General features: G+C 59.7%; 15 protein-coding genes. 10 read left to right on the forward strand and 5 right to left on the reverse strand.

From position 1 onward, the window contains the following. The first annotated feature begins 10 nt into the window (after positions 1-10). On the forward strand, positions 11-1,273 hold the full coding sequence (locus tag ACI2KA_RS05225; protein ID WP_404499863.1) for an SfnB family sulfur acquisition oxidoreductase: 1,263 nt from the start codon (positions 11-13) through the stop codon (positions 1,271-1,273). 88 nt (positions 1,274-1,361) lie between these two features. Next, a complete protein-coding gene (gene mgrA / locus ACI2KA_RS05230) occupies positions 1,362-2,405 on the forward strand; it encodes an L-glyceraldehyde 3-phosphate reductase (protein ID WP_404499865.1) in 1,044 nt (347 codons plus the stop codon). A 66-nt stretch (positions 2,406-2,471) separates the two neighbouring features. Here the strand turns inward: mgrA and ACI2KA_RS05235 are convergent, their stop codons facing one another. The 4 genes from ACI2KA_RS05235 to ACI2KA_RS05250 form a co-directional block, all read right to left on the reverse strand. After that, entirely contained in the window at positions 2,472-3,725 is a 1,254-nt protein-coding gene (locus ACI2KA_RS05235) for an LVIVD repeat-containing protein (RefSeq protein WP_404499867.1), read from the reverse strand. A 67-nt stretch (positions 3,726-3,792) separates the two neighbouring features. Next, complete coding sequence (locus ACI2KA_RS05240; RefSeq protein WP_404499869.1) at positions 3,793-4,836, reverse strand: substrate-binding domain-containing protein; 1,044 nt, start codon at positions 4,834-4,836, stop codon at positions 3,793-3,795. A gap of 32 nt (positions 4,837-4,868) precedes the next feature. After that, on the reverse strand, positions 4,869-5,903 hold the full coding sequence (locus ACI2KA_RS05245; RefSeq protein ID WP_404499871.1) for an ABC transporter permease: 1,035 nt from the start codon (positions 5,901-5,903) through the stop codon (positions 4,869-4,871). Then, the gene (locus ACI2KA_RS05250; RefSeq protein ID WP_404499873.1) at positions 5,903-7,384 is read right to left on the reverse strand and encodes a sugar ABC transporter ATP-binding protein; all 1,482 of its coding nucleotides are present in this window, start codon (positions 7,382-7,384) and stop codon (positions 5,903-5,905) included. The genes ACI2KA_RS05245 and ACI2KA_RS05250 overlap by 1 nt, the downstream gene beginning before the upstream one ends. A gap of 356 nt (positions 7,385-7,740) precedes the next feature. Between ACI2KA_RS05250 and ACI2KA_RS05255 the strand changes: the two genes are divergently transcribed. From ACI2KA_RS05255 to ACI2KA_RS05290, 8 genes are all read left to right on the forward strand, one after another. Beyond that, on the forward strand, positions 7,741-8,787 hold the full coding sequence (locus ACI2KA_RS05255) for a substrate-binding domain-containing protein (protein ID WP_404499875.1): 1,047 nt from the start codon (positions 7,741-7,743) through the stop codon (positions 8,785-8,787). Positions 8,788-9,118: 331 nt separating this feature from the next. Further along, complete coding sequence (locus ACI2KA_RS05260) at positions 9,119-9,826, forward strand: GntR family transcriptional regulator (protein WP_404499877.1); 708 nt, start codon at positions 9,119-9,121, stop codon at positions 9,824-9,826. A gap of 300 nt (positions 9,827-10,126) precedes the next feature. Next, complete coding sequence (locus tag ACI2KA_RS05265) at positions 10,127-11,449, forward strand: extracellular solute-binding protein (protein ID WP_404499879.1); 1,323 nt, start codon at positions 10,127-10,129, stop codon at positions 11,447-11,449. Positions 11,450-11,637: 188 nt separating this feature from the next. Beyond that, on the forward strand, positions 11,638-12,531 hold the full coding sequence (locus ACI2KA_RS05270) for a carbohydrate ABC transporter permease (RefSeq protein ID WP_404499881.1): 894 nt from the start codon (positions 11,638-11,640) through the stop codon (positions 12,529-12,531). 16 nt (positions 12,532-12,547) lie between these two features. After that, positions 12,548-13,381: a carbohydrate ABC transporter permease gene (locus tag ACI2KA_RS05275; protein WP_404499883.1), complete on the forward strand. Its 834-nt coding sequence runs from the start codon at positions 12,548-12,550 to the stop codon at positions 13,379-13,381. 4 nt (positions 13,382-13,385) lie between these two features. After that, positions 13,386-14,456: an ABC transporter ATP-binding protein gene (locus ACI2KA_RS05280; RefSeq protein WP_404499885.1), complete on the forward strand. Its 1,071-nt coding sequence runs from the start codon at positions 13,386-13,388 to the stop codon at positions 14,454-14,456. Positions 14,457-14,482: 26 nt separating this feature from the next. Further along, positions 14,483-15,436 carry a phosphoglycerate dehydrogenase gene (locus ACI2KA_RS05285; protein ID WP_404499887.1) on the forward strand — a complete coding sequence of 318 codons (954 nt, stop codon included), beginning with the start codon at positions 14,483-14,485 and terminating at the stop codon, positions 15,434-15,436. Positions 15,437-15,500: 64 nt separating this feature from the next. Then, on the forward strand, positions 15,501-16,442 hold the full coding sequence (locus tag ACI2KA_RS05290) for a dihydrodipicolinate synthase family protein (protein ID WP_404499889.1): 942 nt from the start codon (positions 15,501-15,503) through the stop codon (positions 16,440-16,442). A 90-nt stretch (positions 16,443-16,532) separates the two neighbouring features. Here ACI2KA_RS05290 and ACI2KA_RS05295 read toward each other — a convergent pair whose 3' ends face one another. Then, positions 16,533-17,666 carry an ROK family protein gene (locus tag ACI2KA_RS05295; protein ID WP_404499891.1) on the reverse strand — a complete coding sequence of 378 codons (1,134 nt, stop codon included), beginning with the start codon at positions 17,664-17,666 and terminating at the stop codon, positions 16,533-16,535. Between the last annotated feature and the right edge of the window lie 120 nt (positions 17,667-17,786).

Here is a 17,786-nt window from a genome sequence, read left to right on the forward strand (position 1 = left end):
GGCCGTTTCCATGACAACGACTGACCGGAAGCTGCATCGCGAGGCCGCGTTGACCTCGGGAAAACCTGCGCCGCATATTCCGCCGCGCCGGACGAAGGCCCACATCATAAAGGACGATGCGGAAGCGATTGCCGTTGCGCAGGAGCTTGCGCGTGGCTTTGCCGTCGGGGCCGTCGAGCGTGACCGGGAGCGGCGGTTGCCGCTCGCTGAAATCGAGCGTTTCTCGCAAAGCGGGTTGTGGGCCATCACCGTTCCGAAAGATTATGGCGGCGCCGGGGTTTCCGCCGTTACGCTGGCGGAAGTGACCGCCATCATTTCGGCCGCCGATGGCAGTATCGGGCAAATTCCACAAAACCATTTCTACATGGTCGAGGCCTTGCGGCTGGCCGGCAGCGAGGAACAGAAGCGGCATTATTTTCAGCGCATTCTCGACGGAGACCGGCTGGGCAATGCCTTTACCGAAATCGGCACGAAAACCCCGGTCGACTACAAGACGCACTTTGCCGAGCGGGACGGCAGGCTGTTGCTGAACGGACAGAAGTTCTATTCCACCGGTTCTCTGTTTGCCCATATCATCGTTGTCGTCGCCAAGGGGCCGGATGGGCGGGTGAACATCGTCTTCATCGACCGCGCAACGGCTGGTCTTTCCCTTGTTGACGACTGGACGTCCTTTGGCCAGCGCACGACAGGCAGCGGCACAGTCACCTTTGATGAGGTTGAAATCACGCCCTTCCAGGTCGTGGATCACAATGTCGTCTTCGAGCGGCCGACACCCATGGGGCCTTTTGCGCAGATCATTCATGCCGCCGTGCAGGTCGGCATTGCACGCGGCGCGCTCGCGGAGACGATCTCCTATGTTCGCGCCCATGCCCGCCCGTTTTTCGAACTGAGCATCGAGCATGGTTATGAGGATCCGCACACCATCCATGCCGTGGGAGACGTCTCCATCCGCGTGCATGCGGCCGATGCTCTTTTGACGAGAGCAGGTCGTATTCTCGATGGTGCGCTTGCGGCACCGGACGAAAAAACGGTGGCGGCGGCTTCCATCGCGGTGGCGGAGGTCAAGTCGCTCGGCACCGAAGCCGCTCAACTTGCGTCCACGAAGCTCATCGAACTCGGCGGGGCGCGTTCCACGTTGGAAAGCTACGGGCTGGATCGTTACTGGCGCAATGCCAGAACGCATTCGCTGCATGACCCCGTCCGCTGGAAATATCACCATATCGGCAATTTCTATCTGAACGGTGTGCTGCCGCCGCGACACGGGGCCATCTAGGGTCCGGTTTCAAAATCACAAATCCCCATCCGAACCGGCGATCACCGATCGCCGGACGGTCATTCAACGCCACCAGGAAACAGCGACCATGACGTATCATCCAGATCCCAACCGCTATGAAGACGCCACCTTCCGCCGTGTCGGGCGCAGCGGCCTGAAGCTGCCGGCGATTTCCTTCGGCCTCTGGCACAATTTCGGCGATACGACACCGCTCGAAACGCAACGCTCCATTCTTTTCAAGGCCTTCGATCTCGGCATCACCCATTTCGACCTCGCCAATAATTACGGTCCGCCCGCCGGCAGCGCCGAGGTAAATTTCGGCCATATACTGAAACAGGATTTTGCGGCTTATCGCGATGAGTTGATCATCTCCACCAAGGCCGGCTGGGACATGTGGCCCGGTCCCTACGGACGTGGCGGCGGCTCGAAAAAGGCGCTGCTTTCGAGCCTCGATCAGAGCCTGACCCGGCTGGGGCTGGACTATGTCGATATTTTTTATTCGCATCGTTTCGATGCGGAAACGCCGCTCGAAGAAACTGCCGATGCGCTGGCACAGGCCGTTCGTCAGGGCAAGGCGCTTTATGTCGGCGTGTCGTCCTATTCCGGCGTGAAGACGCGAGAAATTGCCGCCCTGCTGAAAGAGCGCGGCGTGCCGCTCCTCATCAACCAGCCTGCCTATAATCTCTTCAACCGCTGGGTCGAAAAGGAGCTTCTGGATGCGACCGACGAGGTCGGTGCAGGGGTAATCGCCTTCACGCCGCTGGCGCAGGGACTGCTGACCAACAAATATCTGAACGGCGTGCCGCAGGATGCGCGCGTCAACCGTCCCGGTGGGGATTTCCTGCGGCCGGAACATTTGAAGCAGGAAAACATCGAACGCGCCCGCGCTCTCAATGAGATTGCCAGAAACCGCGGGCAGTCGCTGGCGCAGCTGGCCATCGCCTGGGTGCTGCGTGACCAGCGCGTGACCTCGGCGCTGATCGGCGCAAGCTCCGCCAGACAGGTGGAAGAAAATGTCGCGGCGCTCAAGAACCCTTATTTCACGGCGGAGGAACTGGCGGAAATCGATCGCTACGCCGTCGAAGGCGGCATCAATCTGTGGGAAAAACCGTCCCATGACGAAGCGGTCTGATGCATTCTGTCATGCCAACAATCGCCCGGCAAAGCCCGGGCGATTTTCTTGTCAGGCCACGTTGCTTCAACCGCCATATTCGATGATTTCAAGCCCGGCATTATAGTCGGTCGCGTAGATCAGACCGTTGGCGTCAACAAAGACATCGGCTGACTGGATGACCTTCGGCCGGCCCGGTCGCCGGTCCGTCATCCTTGTCGGCCCTGCGGGAACGAGCGCGCCGGTTTCGACGGGACGATAGGGATCGGAAATATCGAAGGCGCGGATGCCGGCATTCTGCCAGGTGGCGAAGATCAGCGTTTCCGACACGAAGGATCCCGGCCGGTTTTCATGCAGGTTGTGCGGGCCGAAATGGCCGCCTTTCTTACCGTAATCGATCTCGTTCGGGATCGGGAATGTCGAAATGCTGACCGGATTTTCCGGAACGCGGATGTCAAAAATCCAGGTATGCTTGCGTCCATCCTCTTCATTATCAAGCACGGCTTCGTCGGCAACCACCAGCAGGTCGCGACCCGGCAAGGGCAGCGGCGAGTGGGTGCCGCCGCCATAGGGCGGTGACCAGTTGCGATGGACGATGAGCTTGGGGGCCGAATGATCGCTGACGTCGAGCAGGGTCAGGCCGCCATCACGCCAACAGGCATAGGCGGTGTCGCCATGCACCAGCGCGTGATGCAGGGCGTACCGTTTTCCCTCGCCCCATGCCGGTTTTTCACCCTCGGCCGTGTTCATGCCCGGCAGCCACCAGCGGCCCAGCAATTGTGGCTTCGTTGGATCGGCAAGATCGATGGTGACGAAGATATAGTCGGAGAAACCGTCCAGCAGCGCCGAAGCGTAGGCATAACGCCCGCCCACATACCACAGGCGATGGAAACCGATGCCGTCGACATCCAGCTGACCGATTTTTTTGGGCTTGTCGGGTGTCGAGATGTCGAACACGGTCATGCCCGCCGTCCAGACCCGCTCCCTCTTTTCCGCAGCGACCGTCTCGCCGACCGATTTGGTATAATAGGCCTTTTCGTCGGTGAAGGACTGGACATCGGCGAAAAGATCGAGCGCGTTGATGACCAGCAGCAGGTCGTCATGGGTCTGAAGGTGGATGTTCCAGGTGTTGGCCGGGGCCTGCACGTAGTTGACGGTTTTCGGGTTTTTCGCGTCGCGCACGTCGATGATTGAAAAACCCTGCGACCAAGGATGCGCCACATAGGCGTAACCGCGATGGACCATCAGTTGCAGGCCATCGCCACGGCCGCCGATATCGCTGTGGCCGATGAGTTTCATGTTGCGGGCGAAATCGGGTGTCGAGAGGTCTGGGGCGGCCATGGTCTGCTCTTGCGTTGCGACGGAAAAAGCGCCGCCCGTAAACGGCGGCGCATCTTGGCGAAGGCGGTCAATGCTTGACGGCGGGAATCCAGGCGGCGGTAGCGGCATCGCTTTTCAGAAATGCCGGGAATTTCTTCTGGAGGTCCTCGATGGTGCCGATGTCGTTTTTCACCAGATCGTCACGGGTGATGAGGGTCGGCTGCAACAGCACCGACCGACCGGGAAACTGGCCGGCGATCGAAAGCGCGACGGCGCGCACCGATACTTCACCGACGACGGCGGCGTTGGTTGCGGCGGTGGCGACCCAGGCGCTGTCCGGCTCGGTGATGAGCTGGATGTCCGCCGTCGAAATATCGACGCCGTAGATCTTCACCTGCTGTGAAAGACCGAGTTCGTCGATGGCGAGCTTTGCGCCCTTGGCGAATTCATCCCAAGGAGTGAAGATGACGGAAATATCCGGATTGGCGCGCAGGACGGCCTTCGTCTGATCGGCGACGGAGGCGGGCACCGTATCGTTGACGACGCCCCATACGGCCTTTTCCTTCAGATTGTGTTTGGCGACGACATCTTTCCACACGGCGTAACGCCGGTCGAGCGGTGCAAAGCCGGCTACGTAGACCGCCCCGCCGACAAAACCGTCGCCCTTGTCCTTCACGGCCTGGTCCAGCACCAGCCTCGCCATGTCCTTGTCGCTCTGCTCGATCTGCGGGATTTGCGGATTGTCGAGGTCCACGTCATATGCAACGACCTTGATACCCTTGTCGAGCGCCTTTTGCGCCACGTCCTTCAGCACTTCCGGGCGGCCATTGTTGATGATGATGCCGTCGACGCCGAGATTGATCGCCTGCTCGACGAGGTTTCTCTGCGTGTCATTGTCATTGCGGGCCTGGGAGACGGTGAGCTTGACGCCGAGCGTATCGGCCTGCCGCTTGACGCCGGCCTCAAAGGCCTGCAGCCAGTCGCCGCTGCCAAGGAAGCTGACGACGGCAATATTGACCGTCTTCTTGTCGAAGGGCGCCGGGGCGCCTTCGATACCGGCGGAAAAGGCGCCGGTGGAGAGGAGGGTAAGCGAAATGACGGCCGCGGCCAGTTTCTTGACGGTCTTGAACATGGTTTCCACTTCTCTGGACGGATATTGAATGGTCAGATTTTCGAGCGGGCAACGCCGTAGGTCAGCGCCAGCGCGCCAACCAGAACGGCGCCCTTGATGAAGTCCTGCGTGTAATAAGGTGCGTTCAGCATGGTGAGGCCATTGAGCAGCACGCCGACGAAAACGGCGCCGACAAGCGTGCCGAGAACGTTGGGGCGGCGCAGCGCCAGAACCGCAAAGCCGATCAGCGCGGCCGCGACCGAATCCATCAGCAGCGATGCGCCGGAGGAAACGTCACCCCGGCCGACGCGGGCGGCGACGATGATGCCGCCAAGGGCCGCGAGCGTGCCGGAAAGCACATAAGCGAAGGTCTTGATCCGGTCGACATTGGCGCCTGCAAGCCGGGCCGCCGTCTCATTGCCGCCGGTGGCGTAGATCAGGCGGCCCAACCTCGTTTTTTCGGTGAGAATGAACAGAACGACGGCGACGATGGCCATCAGCACCACGGGCAGGGGAATGAAGCCGAACAGGCTGGAGCGTCCGATCGTCAGGAAGGCGGGATCGTATCTGCCGCTGGCCGTCGAACCGTCAGGCAGGATGAGGCCGACGGAGATGGAACGGCCGGCTGTCGGAATGAGCTGGAGGCCGGTCAGTAGGAACATGGTGGCGAGTGTGGCCAGCAGGTCCGGCACCTTGAGCCTGACGATCAGGAAAGCATTGGCAAGGCCGACAAGCGCGCCGAAGGCCAGCACCAGCGGCACCGTCTGCCAGGCATTCAAACCAAGCACGATCATCGCATAACTTGCGGCCATGACGCTGGATGCCGCTACCGCACCGACAGAGAGGTCGAAGCCGTTGATGGCAAGCGTGACGCTGACGCCCGCACCGATAATGGCGACGACGGACACCGCCTGCAGGATGCTCATGAGATTGTTGATGTTGATGAAGGCGGGCTGCGCGAGCGAGAAGCCGACGACCATCGCCGCCAGCAGCAGGAAGACCGCGCCGCGTCTTATGGCGTTTCGCAGGGTTTCCAGTGTCGCCGTTTCTTTTGACTGTTCTGAAATATCTCGGGTGCCGTCGACCATCAGGCATGTTCCTTGTGACGATGCGGCGTTCCGGCATCGTTGGTTTGTTCGAAAAGGGTGTGCCCATCCATCACGAGAACGCGGTCCGCCACTTCGTAAGCCTCCTCCGGGTCTGAAGTGGCGATGAGCGTGGCGCGCTCGGAATGGCGGCGAATGGCGGCAATGATATCCTGCCTCGCGCCGACATCGACGCCCTGAAACGGTTCGTCGAGCAGAAGCAGGCGGCTGGGCTCGGCTTCCCAGCGGCCGATGACGACCTTCTGCTGGTTGCCGCCCGAAAGCGACCAGACCGAGGCGTCGGCCGATTGCGCCTTGATCGACAGGCGCTGGATCGCTTTCCGGCCTTCCTCTTTTTCCCGGTTGGATAACAGGAAACCGGAGGGATACCATTGGCCGAGATGCGGCAGGCTGATCGTTGCGGCAATGCTTTCGCCCGGCCAGTCGGCATGGATGAAGGAGGATCTATGCCGGTCTTCGGCGGCCATCACCACGCCGGCCGCGATTGCCCTTGCCGGGCTGCCCGGCGCATAGGCCTTTCCATCCAGATATGCCTGCCCGTCGGAAAAAGAGCCAAGGCCGAACAGCGTGGACAGAAGACGGCTTTTGCCGGCGCCCAGAACGCCGGTGATGGCGACGACCTCTCCCTCCCGGACGGAAAGGGAAAAGGGCGCGCTGTCCGGCAACAGACGCACGTTTTCCAACCGCAGCACCGTCTTTTCGAAATCGCGCCGCCGGTCCGGGCGCGCCGCATCCAGCGAACGGCCGATCATGGTTTCAATGGCGGCGCTGAAATCGACGGGCCGGGCAAAGGAGCCGACATTGCGCCCGCCCCGCAGGATTTCGACCCGGTCGGCGAGCGCCTCGAGATCGGCGGTTCGGTGCGAGATATAAAGCACGCCGATCCCGTGCGCCTTCAAAGAACGCACGAGATCGTAAAGACGGGCCGACTCCCGGGCGGAGAGGCTGGCTGTCGGTTCATCGAGAATGATCAGCCGGGCCTTGTTTGCCAAGGCGCGGGCAATGGCGACCTGCTGCCGGTCGGCGGCGCTCAGCGTTTCGAAATCCCGGTCGAGCGGCATATCGAAACCGGTTTCTGAGAGAATGGCTGCAGCCTGCCGGCGGACCGATTTTTTCGACAGGAAGAAGGGATGACGGCCATCGACGAAATGGTTGAGAAGAAGCGCATCCGCGACCGTCAGGCCCGGAATGCCGACGACATCCGTTGACTGATGAACCGTCACGATGCCCTGCGATGCCGCATCCGCCGGGCTTTGCGGCGAAAATGGCTTGCCCTGCCATGTCATCGTTCCGGTATCGGGCCGATAAAGCCCGGAAAGGATTTTGACGAGCGTGGATTTTCCAGCACCGTTCGCGCCCATCAGAGCAACGACTTCGCCCGCTTCGATCATAAGATGCGCATCGACGAGAGCCTTGGTGGAGCCGAACGCATGCGAGATGTTCTGAACGTCGAGAAGGGGCATGTGTGGAAATCCATCCTGTAACAATCCAGTTTGGTAGTCCTTTTGCAGCCGCAAACAAGAATGGCCCTTCTATTGTATCGCCAAAGCAGGGAATAAATTTCCACGGTGCCGCGGGCAGGTTGCAAGGTTTTGAAATTCATCACTTTTAGGCGATGCCCGCGGGCTGTTTCGGCCGATACTTGCGCAGAGCGCCCATCTTTGCGGCATGAGCAAAACCTGTCCCGGCCCAAGCTCGCGAGGCAAAAGAAAACTCCGTTCCCGGCTCAAAATAGCAATTTTAAACCCATAAAAACGATAGATTATATGCACATAATTAGATGGCTATCCAGCCGCCATCCAATTGGAGAAAAATCCATATGCCTTTTAAACCCGGTTATCTCGCCCTTGCGCTTTTGCCCTCGCTTCTGGCCGCTGGGGCCGCGAGCGCGCAGGGATTAAAAGGCGCGCCAGAGCCCTTCGACAAGGGCGGGGTCAAGATCGCACTCATCAGCTATATTTCGGCTGGCGATTTCTTCCAGGCCTATCAATCGGGTGCCGAAGCGCAGGCCAGGGCGCTGGGTGCCGATCTCAGGATATTCCCCGGCAGGCAGGATGCAGCCCAACAGCGCGAGCAGATCCTGCAGGCGATCAATCTTGGTGTGCAGGCCATCATCGTCGATCACGGCCAGCCGGAATCGCTGACGGATGTGGTTCAGCAGGCGCTGGACAAGGGCATCAAGGTCATCGCTTTCGATGTGAACCTTAATAACCCGAAGATCCCGCAGGTAGAGCAGTCCGATCATCGCCTGGCCGAACTGGCGCTTGATCAGGCCCTCAAGGATAACGGCACGAATTTTGAGGCCGGTTATGCCTATGTGGCGGGTTTTGCGCCGCTCGACCGCCGCAACGAGATATGGGACAAGGTGAAGGCAGCCAACCAGGGCATTGTCGAAAAAGCCCGTTTCGGCACCGTCAGCGATACGACCGCGGCGGCGACGGCCGATCAGGCCAAGGCCGTCCTGCGCGCCAATCCGGGAATCTCGGTGATTTTTGCACCCTATGACGAATTTGCCCGCGGCGTGAAACTGGCGGCGGCCGATCTTGGCATCGGCGACAGGATCAAGATCTATTCGGCTGACATTTCCACGGCCGATATTCAGGAAATCGTCGAGCCGGGCAGCCCCTGGGTCGCAACGGCGGCGACCAATCCGGCCGTCGTCGGTGCCGTGTCGGTACGCGCCGCCGCCCTTGAAATCGCCGGTGAGACTGTGCCGAAAAACATCGTTGTCGATCCGGTCCTGGTCACGCAGGAGCAATTGCGGGCGGCCGACGTGAAGACCATCGAGGAACTTGCGAAGAAGATTCCCGCCTTCTCGACCAGTACGGCGGCCACGGCGAGCTGGATACCGGCGGCTGCCTTCTGAGCCCCCTGGAAAGGGATTTCGAAAGCATGTCGGCCCGCCCTGAAAGCGACGGGCCGATTTTGTGTGCGAAGAATGCCGGTTCGGGTCCCGCCTCTCGCGGTCTGATCCGGCAGCGGCCGTAAGCGGAAATCGTGGCATCAGTCATGATGACGCAAGGGTTGATCAGCCGATTTTAACCCTCTGCAGGCCCTTGGTGGATAACGCCAGGAAAAGCGGCCGTCGGGCGGTTGCTGCTCCAAAATGCCGGATGCTCTTCCGGCACTTCTTTGGTCATTGAATCCCATTGGCAATCTTACTAACATGTTAGGTGCATGTATTGGAGGTTCGCTCTTTGGTCGAGAAAAAGAAAACGGATGGCCGCAGCCTGAGAAACGCGGAAGGTCACGTCAATCAGAGGGACCGCGCTTATTCCAGCTTCACGGAACACCTTCTTTCACGCCAGCTTCGCCCCGGGCAATTTGTTTCGCAACGGCAATTGGTTGAGCTCACCCAGTTGCCGCTCGCAGCGATCCGGGAGTTGATCCCGCGCCTTGAGGCCGAGGGCCTGCTTGTCACCGTTCCGCAGCGTGGCATGCAGATTGCCCAGGTCGATCTCAACCTGGTGCAGGACGCATTTCAGGTCAGGCTGTTTCTGGAAAAAGAGGCTGTTCAGGTCTTCGCCAGGCTGGTGAGCGATGAGACGCTGGAAGCCATCCGGCAGGAACACTTCGATATCATCGATGCCTGTAATGCCGAACCGGATGCCAATCATGTCTCCAAGGCCCTGGTCGACAGGGCGCAGGAACTCGATTCACGATTTCACCACGGAATGATCGATTCGCTGCAGAATTCCATTCTCACCAATATCTACCGTGTGAACGCGATAAAAATCCGCCTGATCCGTCAGGCGCATACGCAACTCAATCCTCCTCTCGTCCTGCCGACGATGTATGATCACCTGAACCTCCTCGACGCGATCGCCTCACGCGATCCGGCCGCGGCCGCGGCCGCGATGGAGCAACATATTCACAATGCCAAAAACCGCGCGATCGCGCGGTAGTTCTCCTCCTAACATTTCCCGCTTTGCAGGCTGCCGGGCTTGCTCAGGAGATGTCCGACGAAATCGCGGCACCGTGCAGGCGGCTTGCAACGCGCCAACGAAAATATCACTATCAATCACACTAACATGTTACTTGTTGCAGTAGTGAAATTTTCCTGCTAGCGTCCGTCTGTCTTGAGGGAGGAGATGCGGCCGTGCAGCAATCCGCGCCGACCGGGAGGGGAGGCATCGCCCGCAGTCTCATCTGAGGGCCGTATGTCATTGAGGAAAATAACCGAGATTTGGGAGGATATGATTGACATGAAATTTTTCAGGAACAGTCTGGCCGCAGCGTCAGGAATGGCAGCCCTCGCATCCTGCGTCGTTTTTACCGGTTCGATTGCGGCAGCCGCCGATTTCAACTGGCGTTCTCAGGAAGGGCAGACAATAAATGTTCTTTTCACCAACCATCCCTGGCCGAATGCCATCAAGGACATGACCGGTGAATTTACCGAAAAGACCGGGATCAAGGTTCGCGTCGAAATTCTCAACGAAGACCCGATCCGCGCCCGTTTGTCGACGCTCATGCAGGCCAAGTCGTCCGATGTCGACGCCTTCATTTCGCTGAAAATCCGCGAAGGTGCGGTCTACAACAAGGCCGGCTGGTATGCCGATCTCAACCCGCTGCTGAAGGATGCGAGCCTGACGTCGCCGGATTTCGATTTCGAGGATTTCGGCGAGGGTTTGCGCAAGAACGAGATATTTGATGGCAAGCTGACCGGCGTGCCGATCAATGTCGAAGGTCCGCTGTTCTACTGGCGCAAGGATATCTTCGCCAAGTGCAACGTGCCTGAACCGCAATATCTCGAGGATATTCCTGCTGCCGCAAAAACAATTTCGGAATGCGACAAATCGGTCAATGCCTGGACTGCGCGCGGCGTGCGCAATGCCATCCCCTATCCGATGGCCTCTTTTGTCTTCAATCTTGGCGGCGACTTCAAGTCGGCGGACAAGACGAAGCCGGGTCTGTGCCAGGAAAAGACCATAGCCGGCCTGCAGATGTATGGCGATCTTCTGAAAACCTATGGCGCTGTCGGTTCGTCCAACCACTCCTTCCCGCAGGTCGTCGAACTGCTTGGCCAGGGCAAGGTCGCCATGACGCATGAATCCTCCAACGAATTCTCCAATATCATCAAATTCCCGGGCCGCGCTGACGATCTTGCGATCAAGGTGCTGCCGCCCGGCAAGGAAACCGGCATCTCCAAACCTGTCGCTTTCGGCTGGGGCCTGTCGATGTCGAATTTCTCCAAACGCAAGGAAGCCACCTGGCTGTTCATGCAATGGGCGACATCGCCGGAAATCGAGGCGCGTCTCATCCATGCGGGTGTCGCGCCGCCGCGCGGCTCGGTTTTTGATGGTCCGGATATGAAAAAATTCACCGATGAATTGCCGATCCGCAAGAGCTGGGCCGATGCCATCAGGCAGATCAGCAAAACGGGCACTGGCGATTATGCATCGCCCACCGACAAGGTGCCGCAGACCCGCGAGATCATCGGCAAGGTGGTTCAGGATTATCTGCTCGGCAACAATACCATCAAGGATGGCGCCTGCGAGGCGGACAAGGCGTTGCTCGCCCTGCAGTAATTCGCGGGCTTCAGGAAGCCTCCCGGCAAGTCCGGTTCCGTGCTGTAAAGTCCGGAGCCGGATCCCCGGCAGGAAATATTGCTCTCCCTAATCGCTGCACAGCCTGCCGGTCCGTTTCACGACCCATTGCGCGGCGTGACGGCGGCAATGACAGACGCAAGTATCATTTTTATGAGGGACACCGTGTGATGACCGCTCCGATGCCTTCCCGCATCTCCGGCCCCGGCCAGACCGTTCTTTCCTTTCGCTGGATGATGGCGCCTGCCGTGGCGTTTGTCGGCCTGATGATTGTCTTTCCAATTCTTTATGCGGTCTGGCTGTCGCTGCGCGAAAATTCGCTCGGCATGGAGGACCGGTTCGTCGGTCTCGCAAATTATGCCGAGCTGCTTTCCGACGGCGAATTCCACAACGCCTTCATTCTGACCTGGGTTCTTTACGGGCTTGCGCTTGCCATGCAGATGGTAATCGGCACCTGGCTCGGCTTTGCCCTCAACCGCGTGCGCAGCGCGCGGAACCTCGTGCGCACGGTGGCGGTGATGCCGTTCATGATGCCGCCGGTGGTCGTGGGCATGATGGCCATCGTCATTCTCGATCCGGCCGTCGGCGTGGCGAACTGGCTGCTCGGACAGGTGGGAATCGGCCCAAGTCTCTGGCTTGCCGATCCCAAATGGGTGCTTTTGACGGTTGCTGCCGTCGACACGTGGCAATGGTCGCCGCTGATCGGCCTTCTGGTTCTGGGCGGCCTTCAGTCCCTGCCGACGAAGGTGTTCGAGGCGGCGGAGATCGATGGTGTCATCGGCTGGAAAAGGCTTGTCCACATTACCCTTCCATTGCTCGCTCCGACGCTGCTTTCCGCCGCGATCCTGCGCTCGGTCGATCTGCTCCGGTTCTTCGACGTGATCTACATCACCACGCGCGGGGGGCCAGGCAATGCCTCGACCACGCTCAATATCTATGCCTACCAGCAGGGCTTCGAGTTTTCCCGTTTCGGTTATGCCTCGGCCGGCATGATTACGCTCGCGGCTGTCGTCATGGTCACCGTCGTCGCCTTTTCAAGGCTGCGGCGGGCGGTCACCTGGTAAACCGAGGAGGAATTTCATGCACGAACATGAGGCATATCAGCCGTCTCTTGCCGAAAAGCTGCGCGGCGGTCTCGGCACCGTCATTCTGGTCATCGCCGCGGTCACCCCGATCCTGTGGATGATCCTGTCGTCCTTCAAGGATCGCTACGAGGTGACGAAGCTGCCGCCGAGCCTTTTCTTCACACCCACTCTCGATAATTACCGCCAGCTTTTCGAGCGTACGGAATTCCTGTCCAACACGCTGAATTCGCTGATCGTCTCCACGGGGGCGACATTGCTCGGCATCCTGCTCGCATTTCCGGCCGCCTTTGCCGTCTCCTGGCATCGCACCACATGGCCCGCAACGCTGGCGCTGTTCTCACGCATGGCGCCGGGCACGCTGTTCCTGCTGCCCTGGTTCATCATCTTTTCCGAACTCGGTCTCGTCGGTTCCTATACGGTATTGATCCTCACCCATGCCGTCATCGCCATGCCGGTCGCGTTATGGACCATGCTGCCCTATTTTGACGCCATGCCGCGCGAACTGGTGGAGGCGGCCCAGATGGATGGCTGCCGTCCGCTGTCGACGCTCTGGCGCATCGTGCTTCCGGTGGTCATGCCGGGTGTGGTGGTGTCCGCCATTCTGTGCTTCATCTTCACCTGGAACTATTTCCTCTTTGCTCTGGCGCTTTCCGGCTTCGATACCAAGACCGCCATCGTCGCATCGTTCAATTTCATTGGCGAAGGCGTCACCAACTGGGGCGCGCTGATGGCCGCCGCAACCATGATCGCTCTTCCGCCGCTCATTCTCACCCTGCTCGTCCAGCGCCGCCTTGTGGCCGGCCTGTCCGCGGGGGCAGTCAAAGGATAATCCCATGGCCACTCTTTCCATCCAGAACGTCGTCAAGGCTTACGGCGCGCACCGTGTCATCCATGGTCTTTCCTTCGATATTGCCGACGGCGAATTCATCGTCTTCGTCGGTCCTTCCGGCTGCGGAAAGTCGACGCTGCTGCGCATGATTGCCGGCCTGGAGAATTTTCAGGAGGGGTCGATTTCCATCGATGGGACGATCGTCAACAGGCTTCGCCCCTGGGAACGCGATGTGGCGATGGTGTTTCAGGAATATGCGCTCTATCCCCACATGTCGGTGGAGAAGAATATCGGTTTTGCCCTGCGGATGAACAATGTGCCGGAGGCGCAGGTGCGGCAGCGCGTCGATGATGTAGCCCGTACCCTGCAGCTCACGCATCTGCTCAAACGGCGCCCGCGCGAACTCTCCGGCGGCCAGCGCCAGCGTGTGGCGATGGGGCGCGCCATGGTACGCGGACCCAAGGTTTTCCTCTTCGACGAGCCACTCTCCAATCTCGACGCCCAGCTGCGTGTCGACCTGCGTGCGGAAATCAAGCAGCTTCACCAGCGGCTTGGCAGCACGATGATCTATGTCACCCATGATCAGGTGGAAGCCATGACCATGGCCGATCGCATCGTCGTGCTGAAGGACGGTCACATCCAGCAGATCGGGGCGCCGCAGGAGCTTTACCGCAATCCGAGAACCCGTTTCGTTGCCGGCTTCATCGGGGCGCCGGCGATGAATTTCCTGCCCGTTCAGCTTGCGAAGGGTATTGCGACCTTGCCGGATGGGACGCGCTTTCCGGTGCCGGTCGAACGTCAAGACTATGAAGGGGCGGCGGAGCTCGGCGTGCGGCCCGAGCATCTTTTGCCGGACTCGACCCATCGGCCGTCAGCCTCCCTCGTCACCATTTCCGGTCCCGTTCAATTGATCGAACCGCTGGGGGCCGACACGCTCGCTTTGCTGGATATTGCCGGCAACCGGCTGAATTGCCGCCTGCCCGGCGACATGGCGCCAGCTCCCGGCGACATCCTGACTGTGCATTTCGATCCCGATCGCTGCGTTCTGTTCGATCAGGCCGGCGCACGTATCTGAATTCCGATTTTCCGAAAGACATTGCAATGAGCAAGACCGTACTGGTAACGGCAACCAATTACTCCCGCTATTGCGCAGACGCCAAGGCCATGCTGGAAGCGGAAGGCATCAGGGTCGTCGAAAACGACTTTGGACGTCCGATGACGTTTGATGAATTGTCCACAAGACTTGACGATGTGGATGCCGTTATCGCCGGTGTCGACACCTGGAATGACCGGGTCTTTGGCCTTGCGCCGCGGCTGAAAGCGATCGCGCGTTTCGGCGTCGGTGTCGACAATATCGATATCGACGCGGCCCATCGGCACGGCATAGCGGTGACCAATGCGCCGGGCGGCAACGCCAATGCCGTGGCTGAGCTGACGCTCGGACTGATCCTTTCGGCAATGCGCCGGATACCTTATCTGCACGATGCCTTGCGCGGCGGCGCGTGGGACCGTTTCGTCGGCCAGGAGCTGATCGGCCGCCGCGTCGGCCTCCTCGGTTTCGGCAACATCGCCCGCAAGATCGCCCGCAAACTCTCCGGTTTCGACGTGGAGGTGATCGCCTACGACAAGTTTCCCGACCAGGCTGCCGCAACGCCGCTTGGCGTGCGCCTGTGCGACATGGATGAGGTGCTTTCATCTTCCGACATATTGGTGATGATGATGCCGAGCCTGCCGGAGACACGCCGTCTCATGGATGCCCGGCGTTTTGCCCGGATGAAACCCGGCTCGATTTTCATAAATACGGCGAGGGGCGCCCTTGTCGATGAGAAGGCGCTTTACGACGCCATCGTCAGCGGTCATCTTCAGGCGGCGGCGATCGATGTCTACGAGATGGAGCCCGCCCTGCCCGATAATCCGCTCTTTACCCTGCCGCAGATCGTGACCACGCCACACACGGCAGCGGAAACCTATGAAACCTACACCTCCATCGGGCAGATTACCGCCGAGGCCGTGATCGACGTGCTTGCGAACCGCCAGCCACGGAACCGGCTCTGATCCGCCACAGCGCGGTCTTCGCGCCGGAATGCTTGAACCCCTTATGTTTGACAGGACGAAAATAATGACCAGACGAATCGAAGGCATCATTCCCGTGATGATCACGCCGTTCAGGGACGGCAAAATAGATTTCGAGGGTGTCGCCAATCTCGTGGAATGGTACATCGCCAATGGATCCGACGCGCTTTTTGCCGTGTGCCAGTCTTCTGAAATGATGTTCCTTACCCTTGAGGAGCGGGTGGAACTGGCCGCCTTCGTCAAGAAGGCCGCAGCTGGCCGCATTCCGGTCATCGCTTCGGGCCATATCAGCGAGGCGCTTGAGGATCAGCAGAGAGAACTCAACGCGATTGCGCAGACGGGTGTCGACGGCATGGTGCTTGTCACCAACCGGCTCGATGCGCGGCAGGAGGGTGGTTCGAAGTTTCTCGACGATCTCGGCTGGCTTCTTGATCGCCTGCCGTCCGAACTGCCGCTTGGCCTATATGAATGCCCCGCGCCTTATCGCCGCCTTGTGAGCGATGCCGAAATCTCCGTCTGCGCCGATAGCGGCCGCTTCGTCATCCTCAAGGACGTCTCCTGCGATCTTGAAACCGTCAAGCGGCGCGTGGCTCTCACGGCGCATACGCCGCTTGCCATCGTCAATGCCAATGCCGCGATTGCGTTCGATGCCATGAAGGCGGGATCCCGCGGCTTTACGGGTGTCTTCACCAATTTCCATCCCGACCTTTACAAATGGCTGCTGACGCAAGCCGACCGGCAGCCGGAACTGGCTGACGAACTGTCGGTCTATCTGGCGCTTGCCGCCATGGCGGAGCCCATGGGTTATCCCAAACTGGCGAAGCTTTATCACCAGCGTCTCGGCACCATCCGTGGGATTGAAAGCCGAGCGGTGACCTTCGATATCCAGGAGCGGTTCTGGGCGTTAGATGCCCTTCTGGACAAGATCATGCAGGGAACGGCGGAATTCCGGCGGCGCATAGCCAAGGCCGCAGGCTCTCCGAACTAGCGCTTTTCAGGGACTTCGGCGTGCCTGCCGGGCCGGGGCGCTCATGGGACCAAAAGCCCCGGCCCATCGATGGTCTGGTGGCCATAGGCGTCATGCCCAGCCTTTCAGGGCACGGCCGGAATAATAGCTTGGCGTGGTGGCGCGGTAGATCGGTATGCTGGCCGCACCGAGATGAGGCAGGTCGCTCATCATGGATTTGCGTATTTCCGGCGGCTCGACGAAAAAATCTTCGCCGAGTATTTCCAGCGAACCGATACGCCGGACGATGTGCTCGAGAATCCAGTCCGGCAGCGATCCGCCGAAAATAATCGCTCCCGGGTCCATCGTGCGGGCGACCGTCAATGACAGCAGACGCAGCTGATCCGTCGCCCGCTCGAGCCAGGAAATCACGGCGGGATGATCGGAATAACTTTCGTCAATGTCTTTCAGGCGGCGAATGCCGACACCTTGCGCAGCCAGAGTGTCGCAAAGGTCCTGTCCCGAGGGGCGGGGGTGGGATTTGGGAAACAGCCCGCCGAACTCGCCCGCATTGCCATTGGTGCCGCGGTAGAGGTGGCGCTGCACGACAAGCGCGCCGCCAATGCCATAGGTCAGCCAGATCATTGCAAAATTGCGGATATTGCGGCCTGCCCCATAATAAAGCTCGGAAAGGATGACCGTATTGCCATCGTTTTCGTGAAAGACGGGGAAATCGAAATAGGGCTGGAAGTCCTTGTCGACGTCGATATCGCGCCAGCTTTCGAACTGCTTGATACGGAAGACATGGCCGCGATCCCGCTTGAAGTGACCCGGAAAGCTGATGCCGCAGCCCAGCACATCTTTCTTTTTGACCTTCGCTTTTTCAAGCACCTGCCGGGCGGCCGTCTCGGCCATCTCCATGATATGTTCGAAACTGTGCCCCTCCAGCTCCGATCTGATTTCTTGCCTTATGGTGCCGTTGAGGTCGGCTATACAGACACGCAGATCGTCCGGATTGAAATAGACCCCGAGGGTGAAGAGCCCGTTTGGATTGATTTCGATGGCGGTGGACGGTTTTCCCCGCTTGCCGTCATTGCGTGCTTCCTCCGCCTCGATGATGAGGCCGGACTCCAGGAGATTGGCCGTCAGGCGGGTCAGGGTCGGCGCAGAAACCTCCATCTCGCGCGCCAGTTCGATGCGCGACATGCCTCCCTTGCCGCGCAAAATCTCGAGCAGACGCCGCTCATTATAGCCGAGGTCGATCAAGCAAGTCTCCAGCGAGAAGTTACGCCGGATGATTAGCGCAAATCGGGCGATTGTACACCTTGTTTTCCCGCACGACCTGTTTCCGGGGCTGGATGATTATGGATGCCGATCATGAAATAT

Source organism: Agrobacterium sp. NPDC089420, assembly GCF_044900305.1.
GTDB lineage: Bacteria > Pseudomonadota > Alphaproteobacteria > Rhizobiales > Rhizobiaceae > Agrobacterium.

Excerpts from the sequence above, each read along its gene's own strand:
- ACI2KA_RS05225 (WP_404499863.1), top strand. The coding sequence starts at position 11 with ATGACAACGACTGACCGGAAGCTGCATCGCGAGGCCGCGTTGACCTCG.
- mgrA (WP_404499865.1), top strand. The coding sequence starts at position 1,362 with ATGACGTATCATCCAGATCCCAACCGCTATGAAGACGCCACCTTCCGC.
- ACI2KA_RS05235 (WP_404499867.1), bottom strand. The coding sequence starts at position 3,725 with ATGGCCGCCCCAGACCTCTCGACACCCGATTTCGCCCGCAACATGAAA.
- ACI2KA_RS05240 (WP_404499869.1), bottom strand. The coding sequence starts at position 4,836 with ATGTTCAAGACCGTCAAGAAACTGGCCGCGGCCGTCATTTCGCTTACC.
- ACI2KA_RS05245 (WP_404499871.1), bottom strand. The coding sequence starts at position 5,903 with ATGGTCGACGGCACCCGAGATATTTCAGAACAGTCAAAAGAAACGGCG.
- ACI2KA_RS05250 (WP_404499873.1), bottom strand. The coding sequence starts at position 7,384 with ATGCCCCTTCTCGACGTTCAGAACATCTCGCATGCGTTCGGCTCCACC.
- ACI2KA_RS05255 (WP_404499875.1), top strand. The coding sequence starts at position 7,741 with ATGCCTTTTAAACCCGGTTATCTCGCCCTTGCGCTTTTGCCCTCGCTT.
- ACI2KA_RS05265 (WP_404499879.1), top strand. The coding sequence starts at position 10,127 with ATGAAATTTTTCAGGAACAGTCTGGCCGCAGCGTCAGGAATGGCAGCC.
- ACI2KA_RS05270 (WP_404499881.1), top strand. The coding sequence starts at position 11,638 with ATGACCGCTCCGATGCCTTCCCGCATCTCCGGCCCCGGCCAGACCGTT.
- ACI2KA_RS05275 (WP_404499883.1), top strand. The coding sequence starts at position 12,548 with ATGCACGAACATGAGGCATATCAGCCGTCTCTTGCCGAAAAGCTGCGC.
- ACI2KA_RS05280 (WP_404499885.1), top strand. The coding sequence starts at position 13,386 with ATGGCCACTCTTTCCATCCAGAACGTCGTCAAGGCTTACGGCGCGCAC.
- ACI2KA_RS05285 (WP_404499887.1), top strand. The coding sequence starts at position 14,483 with ATGAGCAAGACCGTACTGGTAACGGCAACCAATTACTCCCGCTATTGC.
- ACI2KA_RS05290 (WP_404499889.1), top strand. The coding sequence starts at position 15,501 with ATGACCAGACGAATCGAAGGCATCATTCCCGTGATGATCACGCCGTTC.